The sequence below is a fragment of the Legionella brunensis genome (genome assembly GCF_001467025.1).
In the GTDB taxonomy this organism is placed as follows: Bacteria; Pseudomonadota; Gammaproteobacteria; order Legionellales; family Legionellaceae; genus Tatlockia; species Tatlockia brunensis.
In genome coordinates this window covers 300,523-311,160 of record NZ_LNXV01000003.1, presented here as the reverse complement: position 1 = coordinate 311,160, position 10,638 = coordinate 300,523, and the positions used below count along the sequence as shown (strand labels likewise).

The window sequence follows — 10,638 nt, the reverse complement described above, 5'->3', positions numbered from 1 at the left end:
CAGTTTGTCTTCTCTCTTCTTAATGAACCCGCCCCGAAGGCGTGATGCGTATTCTACTCATCTACACTTCCTTGTCAAACACTTTTTTTATTTTATTTTGAAAATCTTTAATTAGCTGAATACCTCATCCAACCAATCATACATTATGGCATTGGAGAAACTGGGGTTAGCCACCTGACAATGCATACTCGCACCTGTGGAATCGCCAAAGCGATATTCTGCAGCATTGGTTTTTTCAACAAAAATCTGACTTTGCCTCTCTGGCTCTTGCCCCTCTGCCTCACCGATTAATGCCAGAGCAGGGCAATTAATCTGATCGAGTACTGTTTCAACCTTAAATTTCTGTAAGTATCTAAACGTTGTTTTAAATGTTTTCTGTCCAAAACGTGTAATTAAACTCTCCGTTTGCGTTTTAAGCTGTTGCGGCATCTCTTGCTCAGAGAAAGACTCTATATCAGCAACAGAAAAATCTTCAGCATCAGGAATGTCATTTAAGGGGTCGATACCACTAAATGCACTCATATAAGCATAAAGATCGATTATAGGCGAATTTGCTATTAATGCTTTAATTCGAGGTTCATAACACGCAGCCCTTGTTGCAAAATAACCACCGAAGCTAATACCACAAAGTCCAAGCCTGTTCGAATCAACTTCTTTTCTGTTTATAAAATTATCAATTACTAGAGATAAAGGCTTTTCATAATCTGGTTTAAAATAAGATCGGTTATTCAGCCTTAGTGTATCCATTTGCCCTGGACCGGCCATTAAAATGATGTTGTATCCTCTTTGTAGTCCGGCAATACCACGCATGCAATATTCTTCCTCGAGAGTACCGTCAAAACCACTCACAACAATCATAGTTTTCTGAGAATTACTTTTATTCGGACAGATGAAGTATGCAGGAATCTTTTCACCCTCCAATTCAAAAATATGGGACTCAAAATGGTAGTCACTATTTTTCATCGCTTTTTGAAAACAATCGCGCGATAGCAAACCAAGTTTTCGATGCTCTTCTAATTGACAAGGACTATAGTATTCCGCCGCACGGAAGGAATTGCTGGCTTTCAAATATTGCTCGTAAGCGCTTATTCGATGTTGTTTTTCTGCTCTGCTATTAGCATCTTGCAGTTGCAGATGCCCCCATTTTGTAAAAGCCCTTACCCAAGAGTCAGGATTCTCATTCTTCATTTCATTAATGATGGCAAAACATTCTCCCACAGACGCTCCACCGTAAGCACTAGAGCCTAGTTGGCGCATCAATTGAAATTCAAGCTCAGCATCATTAAACCCTTTAATTTTTATTCTACCACGGGATAAATCGCCCATTTTTTTTCCTTTAAGATGTAGCGCCTTATAGTAACGAATGAAATCACTGAGTGCTAGTACATTGAACTTTGTCTAAATGTTAGGCTATGCTATGTGCGCAAATTATTAACACTGTCATCGAGGATTGTCTAATGCGTATTATTTATTTCCTTATAATATCTTTTTTCTTACCCATAGCCTGGAGCGCACCTAATGCCCATTCCCATGATCATGGCAGTTATCCTTTAGCAAATGCATTTCGCACTGGATCCGATACCGATGGCAAGCCTTTGTATTTATGCCTTGCCAGACTATTTAATAGCACACAGCCTGGTAAAACTTGGCCAGGATATGGTCACTGTAATGTCCCTTATGGTGGAAAAGAATATGTCGTGGATCAATTTGAAGTTCCCTCACAAAGTATGTTCCGTAAAAATTATTGGTCACCTTATGGAGGGGCAGCTGTCACGATAGGGCGAGATACCAATGGGAATCCTCTATTCCTGTGTCAAGTTGACTTTAAAGGAAGTAAGCAACCTGGCAAAACCTGGCCTGGATATAATCATTGTAATATTTCTTATGGTGGCCAAGAAATCATAACAGATAGCTATCGTATCCTGGCTACTTATGGAAGAAACAGGCAATATCATGGACATCAACAAGCTAACGTGCAATCTCATAACCCACAACATCATGGCCACTCCAGCCAAGCTAATCAACAATGTTTACAAGGTCCTTTCGGGAATACAGCATGCGGTTATAATTGTGTGAAATCTATCAATAACGTTGCATGTGCTCCTGCGCCTGATCAGCAATGTGTCTCTGATAATTTTGGGCATATTGCTTGTGGTTATGGCTGTGTCAAAACGCCATTGAAGGTAGCCTGCGCCAACCATCGTGGTGAAAATTGCGTAATCAACAGTTTCAATGAAATTGCCTGTGGCAGAAATTGCCGTATTGATGGGTTTAACCACATTCAATGTAATTAGAGTAAAATTTAATTTTTCTATTACTAAAAATGCCAGGTCTCCTGGCATTTAATCTTTCAAAATAAAGTGCTGAGCTCTAACTTAAACTAGAGATAACTTATTTGCATTATCGACCTTTCAACTCTAACGACAGTCTGTTCAGCTACGTTGGTAATGATAAAAAGTCATATCATAACGATTTTTTTCATCTTTCGAATAAAAATTCTCGCTTTTAACTACCCACTGCCTAGGATCAAATTTAGGGAAAAAAACATCTGCGGAGAATCGATGATGAATCACTGTCAAATAAAGTTGTGAAGCAATAGAAATTGCCTGTTCATAGATACTTGCTCCACCAATAATCATAACTTCAGGAGCTTCTGCAATAACTACCGCTTTATTTAAAGAATCAACGACTTCAACACCTTCAATAGCTTTTATCTGACGACTTAAAACAATATTTCGGCGTCCAGGGAGAGGTTTCCCAATTGAATCGAATGTATTTTTCCCCATGATAATTGGCTTCCCCATAGTAATCGCTTTGAAATGCTTAAGATCTGCTGGGAGATGACAAAGTAGCTGATTATCTTTCCCCAAACCATAATTTTCATCCATTGCCGCAACCAAGCTAACGATGGGCATGTTTATTTTCCTTTATTATTGCCATAGATTGAGCCATCTTAACGGCAGCAAAAAGACTACCTATCTCGGCCAAACCAGTGCCGGCTAACTCCAGTGCCGTACCATGATCAACGGATGTTCTTATCATAGGTAATCCCAATGTCACATTGACGGCAGAGCCAAAACCTGCATATTTTAGAACAGGTAAACCTTGATCATGATACATCGCAATAAAAGCATCACATTGATTTAAGTTACGTGGGGTAAATAACGTATCAGCTGGGAATGGGCCATGAACATTGACACCCTCTTTTTTTAAAGCAACTATTGCAGGCGTTACAATTTCAATTTCTTCACGACCTAAGTACCCTCCTTCTCCTGCATGTGGGTTTAGACCGGCAACATAGAGGCAAGGATTGCTAATAGCAAAATCATCTTGTAACGTTTGATTAACTTGTCTAATCACTTGAGTAATTGTCGAAATTGAAAGAGCATCAGCGACTGCTCTTAAGGGAAGATGTGTAGTAACCAAAGCAACTTTCATTGCATCACAAGCCAACATCATCACAACAGTCTCAGCCTTACAATAATGGGCTAAGAATTCCGTATGTCCTGTAAAAGCAATACCAGCTTGATTGATCACAGCTTTATGGACAGGTGCTGTAACAAGACCTGCAAACTCCCCTTGCAAACATCTATCCGCAGCCATCGTTAACATATCAATAACATAAGAGGAATTTTGTGGATTCAATTGTCCTGTTATCACCTTAGCAGAACAAGGAATAGAAAGTACTGTTAGATGATCACGACGAATTGTTAATGGTACATTAGGCTGATAGTCAGAAAATACCAGTTGCCGCTTTAGCTCTTGCGCTCTTTGTTTGAGTAAATCTTTATCACCAAGAACAACGATGGGTAATTCATAATCGGCAAGGGCAAGACATAAATCAGGTCCTACCCCCGCAGGTTCACCACTACTGACAAGTAGTGGTTTCATGCCAAATCCTTATCCATTATATTGATGTAAGCACTGGAACGTATATGTTGCTGCCAATTCTGCACAGCCTCAGTAAATTTACGCTGCTGTAAGAACTGGCGAACTTGTTGTCGCTTAAATGATTTTGAATCATCTATTTTTTTACGTTCAAGCACTTCAATTAAATGCCATCCAAAAACAGTTTTTACTGGCTTACTAATTTTATGCAGGGGCAAAGCATCCATTGCTTTCTCAAACTCTGGTACGAGCTCTCCCGGATTAACCCAACCAAGATCACCGCCCTTCACAGAACTTGCAGCATCTAACGAATATTGCTTTGCCATTAGGGCAAAGTCTTTTCCTGATTTAAGCTGTTGATATAAATTGTAAGCTTGCCTGTTTGCTTCTTCTGAAGTCATACTGGCATCAGGCTTTAACAAGATATGGCGTACATGAGTTTTTGTCACTTCATGATGTTGATCGCTTCCACCAATAGTGATGAGCTTAATTAATTGGAGCCCATTGCCTGTTCTCAATGGTCCGACCACTTGGCCAGGTTTCATATTAACAACCTCTTTGGCAAAGAGTTCAGGAAGCTCTGCAAGATGACGCTCCCCTAAATCTCCGCCCTCTAATGCAAACTCCCCACTCGATTCCGCAATGGCAAGTTGATTAAAATCAGTACCACTTTTAATCTTGCTTAGTAACTCTTTGGCTTTTACGCGAGCTTTGTTCAATTGTTCAGTAGTAGGCTCTTCAGGTACAGGGATAACAATGTTTTGCAGATGATAAGTTAATTGACTTTTATCATCTTGCGCTGTTTTTAAATAGTCCTCAACTTGAGCTGGCGAAACATTAATATCTTTACCGACTGCCTTTTGCTGCAGCCTACTAATTAATATTTCTTTGCGAATGTTTTCTCGGTACGTTTGCCAGGTCAGTCCTTGTTTAGTAATCTCTTCACGCAGCTGCGTCATAGACAGATTGTTAGCTGCAGCAATTTTTCCAATTGCATCATTTAAATCTGTACTGTCCACAGTAATGTCATTTTGCTTCGCGAGCTGTAACTGCAAATCCACGTCAATTAGGTGTTGCAGTACTTGTTTACGCAAAACAGTTTCAGAAGGTAATTGCATATGTTTAGCTTCAAGTTGCTGGCGTAAAAGATCAACTTGAGTATTTAATTCGCTTTCAGTAATTACCCCTTCATTGACAATAGCTACTACTTTGTCTAAAGGTTGTGCCGCTCCTGCAACAGTAAAGGCTGGCAACAACAACATTAAAAGTGCAATCCGCTTTAGCATGCGATGTCCTCTATTCAATTTTTCCGGCAATTTAGGTCATTCTTACTCAAAATACAAGCAACTTTGATGAATTTTAAATCAAAAAGCTAGGGTGTGTCCTCAATTGCTTTTATGAAGCGAAAATTTGGATAATTTATCGCCAATAAGAGATTGAGTGAGGCGAATAGCCAGCCTATTTAGCGAACTCAATCTCTTATTGGCGCAAATTAGACGAATTTGCAGCCAGAAAAGTAATTGAGGACACACCCTAAGTATTATGAAAATTATCATAATAGGTAGGTAAATAAGTATGTATGGTGCTTGCCGGGTCACTATTACCTACAGAACCTAAGCCTTTTAATAAAATTTGCAAATAAACATTATTATTGTATGTAGGTTGTGCTGTCGATTTCGTATTTAAGCTTTGGAAACTACGTCCACCTATTAAACGCAAAGCCCAGCAGCAACTATCATATTGTATCCCTAAAAATGACATCATGGGATAGTCTTTACTGATATTGTAATTATATCCCCCCAAACTGCTCCATCTTTCAGTAAAAGGCCAGGCGTAAGCGAGCGTTAATTGATGTAGCGGGCTAATGTTAACCCTGCTACGAGCCACTTGCGTTATATCACCACTCACAAGGTAGGAGTAACCAAAATTAATAATCCGGTTAGCACCTGGTTGATAATGTAAATTCAAACGCCCATTGTTAGTAGCATGAACATAAGGATTCCAAACATAATCGCCCGTTAAAATCCAGGAAGAATTAAAATGATACATTGCTCTGGATGCTATCGGTGAGTACTCAGCGATAGGTGATAAATAACCTAAAGTAAATGGATTGTCACGACATGTGCCAGCAGGGTTTTGGCAAAGCTGCACTCGCCTATCTGCGAAGTAGCGAGTTTGTCCAATGGAGAAATTAGCTTTCTCCATACCAGTTTCATCAGATAGCCAACGTGTAGTAACCGCATAAGATAGTTGATTTGTATCGCCAATTCTATCAAATCCTGAAAACCGGTTTTTACGAAATAACTGATCAACATTAAAGATCATGTAACCTGAGTCATATACAGGGATTGGCGTTTGATTTGAAAATGGGACATACAAATAATAAAGACGCGGTTCTAGAGTTTGCGTTAATGGCCTATCGAAGAAAGATGTCGAACGCTCAAAAAATAATCCACTGTCAACGCCATAGCGCGGGATCGTACGGTTATATTGGTTAACTGTTTTAGCGGTAACAGGAAAACCATAGTTATTTAACGGATTACTGTCATTTAATGAAGCATAGTTATTTCTACTTACATCATAATAATTTTCTACTACCTCGACTGAAGGCGTCAAAAATCCCCAAGGCTTCATTTGAGGGAAAGCCAACACGGGATTTAAATGGTAACGTGGCCCCTCAGGCTTGCCTATCCTGCGGCGATTAACCACTCTAAGAGACTTAAGTGCTGGGTCATCAGGCCATACAAATCGATCATATTGCCCTAATATCGAAAAATTGCCATTAAATAGCAAATCGTCATAATAGCCATGTGCCATGAGCTGCGGCAGACGTTGATAGACATTCGAAATGGGTGTTTCATTCACTGGATGTAGGGTTTGATAACTTTGTAGCATCCCACGAAATAACCAATGGTCTGTGGTATAACTTAAATTACCTTCACGCAATAATTGGCGCTCCGTCAATACAGCAAAATTGCTATTAAAATCCTGGAGAAAATAGTCATCTGAGACTTGTTGAAAGTTGACTCCTAGATGCAAATTTGGTGCAAGCCAAGTACTATCTACGGCTTGGACAGACCATCTATCTAATGAGAGGTTTTTCAAAACCGGATATTGCGCTTGATTATCAGCAATAAAATTTTTAAAAGCATGATCATTGGGTAAAAATCGCCCGTTAAAGACTCCAGATGAATGGGGAGTTAGATACCTAAATTGCCCCCCTAACATTAATCCTCGTAGTGAGTAGTAATGAGGAACAATGGTTGCGTCATAGTTAGGAGCAATATTCCAATAGTAAGGTTGTGCGTAATCAAAACCGCCAACATTGGAAGTGCCAATCACCGGCATTAAAAAGCCAGATTTACGCTCTTTCGAGGTTGGGAAGCTCAAGTAGGGGGTATATAGAACAGGTACATCATAAATCCGCAGCTTGGCATGTCGCGCAACACCAACCGATTCTGAGTCGTCCAAGGTAATGCTGTTTGCTTCAATTTGCCACGCCCTATCTTCAGGGGCACAATTGCTATAGGTTGCTTGTTTTAAGAAGTAGTCTTGATTTGCAAAGCGCTCGATAAAACTTGCCCTTCCCCAGGCAGGCAAAATAGCCCCTGGACGCTGGGAATTGAAGCGATATAACACATCCTCGACTTTTCCCGATTTATCTTGAGGATTAATCGTGGCTTTTCGGGCAATCATTAATCGCCCAGGTTCCAGATAATGAACCTCACCCAGTAGTTCAATTTTAGTTACTTTATTTGATTTAGCATCACGATAAACGTAAGCTGTCTGAGCATTCACAACGCGCTCAGCCTGTTGAACTTCTACATTACCACTAAGTTGAGAACGACCTTCATTATAAAAAGACACTTCACTTGCTGTAATCTGCACCGCCTCTACATCAGCTAAGGGAGTAACCTGCAAAGAGCGATAGGAACCTCGGCATACTGACATTGCTGGAGCAGGTTGTGCTTCCCAACCCAAGCATTGTGCAAATCGAGAACGAATTGCATCTGTTAAATCCACATCGCGCGCTATAACACAGGCTTGCACGGGCTCTACAACCATCACATCAGAAGCATAGCTCGCAACATGATACATACCAATAGCTATACTGATTACAGCAATACTGCTGACAAACCCATAGCGATGGCAAATCATTTTATTAATTATTTGAGGTATAGAATCAAACCTAATGTTCAGCGCCACCAAAATACCTTATGATGCACATGCACAAGGTGCACAGTAATTAATTTACTTACATTGTTCATAAAATAATTCAACAATGATAGTAAGAATATGGCTTGGGAGTATAGCATGCAAAATCGGCAAAACGCACTTCACAAATGGCTGGAAAAAACCCTAGCCCCAGCTCCATTTTCTATCAGCCCCTTGGCTGGTGATGCCAGTTTTAGGCGTTATTTCCGCCTACATTTAAATGGTACAACGCGGGTCATTATGGATGCGCCACCTGATAAAGAAGCCATGGAACCTTTTTTGACTGTTAATGAAATACTCTCTAGTCTGGAAGTACATTGCCCCAAAGTACATGCCTTAGATAAAGCGCTTGGCTTTGCCATTTTGGAGGACTTTGGTGATGAACTCCTACTTAAACATTTGTCACCAAAAACAGCAAACAAGCTGTACGGTGCGGCTATGAACATTATTATGCGGATGCAATACTGCCCACCAGCAAGTACTGCAAAACTACCGCCTTTTGATAAACAATTCATGTTGCAAGAATTAAATACCTTTAAAGAATGGTTTCTTCATACTTATTTAAAAATTCAACTCAACGCTGAAGAAGAAACCCTTTTAACCGATACTTTTGCTTGGCTAACTGATAAAATTTCGCAGCAGCCTCAAGTCCTTATTCATCGTGATTATCATTCACGCAATATCATGCTATTAAATGAAACTGATGAAATTCAATTAGGGATTATTGATTTCCAAGATGCAATGATAGGCCCATTTACCTATGATTTAGTATCGCTTCTAAAAGATTGCTATATACAGTGGCCACGTGAGCAAGTCATGGAATGGCTATCTACATTCCACAAACAGTCCTCATTAGCCAAAGAATGGCTCTTGGATAATTTTATTTATGCCTTTGATTTATGCGGTCTACAAAGGCATTTAAAAGTATTGGGAGTTTTCTCACGCTTGCATTTGCGGGATAATAAACCGAACTATTTAAAGGATTTGCCTTTAACTCTTCATTATGTAATGGCCTGTCTGGAAAGTTATAAAGAACTCGAGCCTTTTTATCAATTTATGCAAAAACGGATTCGCTTACCATGAAAGCAGCAATGATTTTAGCAGCAGGTAGAGGAGAGCGCCTCCGACCGCTTACCGATACTCTGCCCAAAGCATTATGCCAAGTGCATAAGAAACCCCTGATTGAATATCACATGGAAAAACTTGCTCATTGTGGTTTTGAGCGGATAGTGATTAATCATGCTCATTTAGGCGGACAGATCCGTCGCCATTTAGGCAATGGTAGAAAGTGGAACATTGAGCTTTGCTATGCACCTGAACCACCTGGAGGGCTTGAAACTGGAGGAGGAATTTATAATGCTCTGCCTTTATTAGGTGATACACCTTTTTTGACAGTGAATGCTGATATTTTCACTGATTATGATTTCAATTCATTGACACTACCAGACCATGCAATGGCTAAACTTATATTAGTTCCAAACCCCAAGCATAATAGCCAAGGCGACTTCGGTCTGAACAATCAATACTTAACTAATCATGAAAGAATTTATACTTTTCCCGGAATTGCCTGCTACCATCCCCATGCATTTCGCGAATGCAAAGCAGGAAGATATTCTGTAATCCCTCTGATACGTCATTTAACCGAAAAGAATTTAGTTATGGGAGAACTTTACCAAGGATTATGGATGGATATTGGCTCACCTGAACGACTAGCAATTGCCAATACCCTATCTATTGATTAACCAGGTGCCGAAGGTCCTGTTGAAGGGGTTTCAGGCGTTTCGGGAGTAACTGCAGCTGGAGCACTCTCGACTGCCTCTGCTTTAGCAGCTTTTGGTTCCGTATACTTATGTTCTTGAGTAGTAACGTGGATTTCCTTGCCGGCTTTTTGGAATAATTGTTCAAATTTCTCAGCCGAATCCTTCACTACTTGTTTTGCTTTCTCAACATCAGCGAGAATAGGCTCTCCTTTTGAATTTCGACGAATTTGTCCCTTCTCGTCTCCTTCATAGATGACACTACTCTTACTAATCATGTTATTTTCTGCAAATTGAGTATTAAGCAATTTATCCATAGCATGAATAACTTCTTTGTCAGCAGGCTGTCCATTTATTGAGTGCCCCACCATCAAATGGGCCTTGTCACTGATTGCAAAATCAACTTTAATGGAGCCTTCGACTTGAGAGGTAAGTTTTTTTGCCACATTGTCCGCAATATTATGCTGGAAGTTTTGAAAATCGGAGAGTGGCATTGCCTTACCTGACCAAAAATCGTTTGTCGTTTCCCGCTGCATACGTACCATCTCAGCATGATCCCGTATATTGGCAACAGCAGGTTGCGCTTCTTCAAATTTACCTGCGGCTTTCAATCTTTCTTCAAATTGATCCCTCAAGTAATTGGCACCTTCTTCCGTGTTGGCTACTTCTTTACCTTTCTTTAATGCATCAGCATCGGGTAGAATAATTTTTTGTTTAATTCGGGGCATCGCTTATACTCTCAATTCAGATAATCTCTAAGCCATAATAGTGATTATTA

9 protein-coding genes are annotated in these 10,638 nt (G+C 40.0%); 3 read left to right on the top strand and 6 right to left on the bottom strand.

Annotation, left to right across the window (positions count from 1 at the left end):
• Positions 1 to 111 precede the first annotated feature (111 nt).
• Positions 112 to 1,326: an alpha/beta hydrolase family protein gene (locus Lbru_RS01620; RefSeq protein WP_058440427.1), complete on the bottom strand. Its 1,215-nt coding sequence runs from the start codon at positions 1,324 to 1,326 to the stop codon at positions 112 to 114.
• Between the two features lie 131 nt (positions 1,327 to 1,457).
• On the opposite strand from Lbru_RS01620, the gene Lbru_RS16555 reads away from it, so the two are divergent.
• Positions 1,458 to 2,294: a DUF3421 domain-containing protein gene (locus tag Lbru_RS16555; RefSeq protein WP_065235406.1), complete on the top strand. Its 837-nt coding sequence runs from the start codon at positions 1,458 to 1,460 to the stop codon at positions 2,292 to 2,294.
• A gap of 138 nt (positions 2,295 to 2,432) precedes the next feature.
• On the opposite strand, the gene Lbru_RS01610 is transcribed toward Lbru_RS16555, so the two are convergent.
• The 4 genes from Lbru_RS01610 to Lbru_RS01595 all read right to left on the bottom strand — a co-directional run bounded on the left by Lbru_RS01610 (position 2,433) and on the right by Lbru_RS01595 (position 7,986).
• Positions 2,433 to 2,915, bottom strand: coding sequence for a dihydrofolate reductase (locus Lbru_RS01610; protein WP_058440426.1), 483 nt, complete (start codon positions 2,913 to 2,915; stop codon positions 2,433 to 2,435).
• Positions 2,902 to 3,891 carry a 4-hydroxythreonine-4-phosphate dehydrogenase PdxA gene (pdxA, locus tag Lbru_RS01605; protein ID WP_058440425.1) on the bottom strand — a complete coding sequence of 330 codons (990 nt, stop codon included), beginning with the start codon at positions 3,889 to 3,891 and terminating at the stop codon, positions 2,902 to 2,904. The genes Lbru_RS01610 and pdxA overlap by 14 nt, the downstream gene beginning before the upstream one ends.
• Positions 3,888 to 5,174, bottom strand: coding sequence for a peptidylprolyl isomerase (locus Lbru_RS01600; protein WP_058440424.1), 1,287 nt, complete (start codon positions 5,172 to 5,174; stop codon positions 3,888 to 3,890). The genes pdxA and Lbru_RS01600 overlap by 4 nt, the downstream gene beginning before the upstream one ends.
• Positions 5,175 to 5,421: 247 nt before the next feature.
• Positions 5,422 to 7,986 carry an LPS-assembly protein LptD gene (locus Lbru_RS01595; RefSeq protein WP_238583803.1) on the bottom strand — a complete coding sequence of 855 codons (2,565 nt, stop codon included), beginning with the start codon at positions 7,984 to 7,986 and terminating at the stop codon, positions 5,422 to 5,424.
• 216 nt (positions 7,987 to 8,202) lie between these two features.
• Here Lbru_RS01595 and Lbru_RS01590 point away from each other — a divergent pair, with 216 nt between their 5' ends.
• Both Lbru_RS01590 and murU read left to right on the top strand, forming a co-directional pair.
• The gene (locus Lbru_RS01590; protein WP_058440442.1) at positions 8,203 to 9,186 is read left to right on the top strand and encodes an aminoglycoside phosphotransferase family protein; all 984 of its coding nucleotides are present in this window, start codon (positions 8,203 to 8,205) and stop codon (positions 9,184 to 9,186) included.
• Positions 9,183 to 9,845, top strand: coding sequence for an N-acetylmuramate alpha-1-phosphate uridylyltransferase MurU (murU, locus tag Lbru_RS01585; protein ID WP_058440423.1), 663 nt, complete (start codon positions 9,183 to 9,185; stop codon positions 9,843 to 9,845). Before Lbru_RS01590 ends, murU begins: the two co-directional genes overlap by 4 nt.
• Here the strand turns inward: murU and Lbru_RS01580 are convergent.
• Positions 9,842 to 10,588, bottom strand: a complete 747-nt coding sequence (locus Lbru_RS01580; protein ID WP_058440422.1) for a hypothetical protein — start codon at positions 10,586 to 10,588, stop codon at positions 9,842 to 9,844. The genes murU and Lbru_RS01580 overlap by 4 nt on opposite strands.
• Positions 10,589 to 10,638 lie beyond the last annotated feature (50 nt).

Coding starts and splice junctions, on each gene's coding strand:
- murU (WP_058440423.1), top strand. CDS start 9,183: ATGAAAGCAGCAATGATTTTAGCAGCAGGTAGAGGAGAGCGCCTCCGA.
- Lbru_RS01580 (WP_058440422.1), bottom strand. CDS start 10,588: ATGCCCCGAATTAAACAAAAAATTATTCTACCCGATGCTGATGCATTA.
- Lbru_RS01600 (WP_058440424.1), bottom strand. CDS start 5,174: ATGCTAAAGCGGATTGCACTTTTAATGTTGTTGTTGCCAGCCTTTACT.
- Lbru_RS01595 (WP_238583803.1), bottom strand. CDS start 7,986: ATGTATCATGTTGCGAGCTATGCTTCTGATGTGATGGTTGTAGAGCCC.
- Lbru_RS16555 (WP_065235406.1), top strand. CDS start 1,458: ATGCGTATTATTTATTTCCTTATAATATCTTTTTTCTTACCCATAGCC.
- Lbru_RS01610 (WP_058440426.1), bottom strand. CDS start 2,915: ATGCCCATCGTTAGCTTGGTTGCGGCAATGGATGAAAATTATGGTTTG.
- Lbru_RS01590 (WP_058440442.1), top strand. CDS start 8,203: ATGCAAAATCGGCAAAACGCACTTCACAAATGGCTGGAAAAAACCCTA.
- Lbru_RS01620 (WP_058440427.1), bottom strand. CDS start 1,326: ATGGGCGATTTATCCCGTGGTAGAATAAAAATTAAAGGGTTTAATGAT.
- pdxA (WP_058440425.1), bottom strand. CDS start 3,891: ATGAAACCACTACTTGTCAGTAGTGGTGAACCTGCGGGGGTAGGACCT.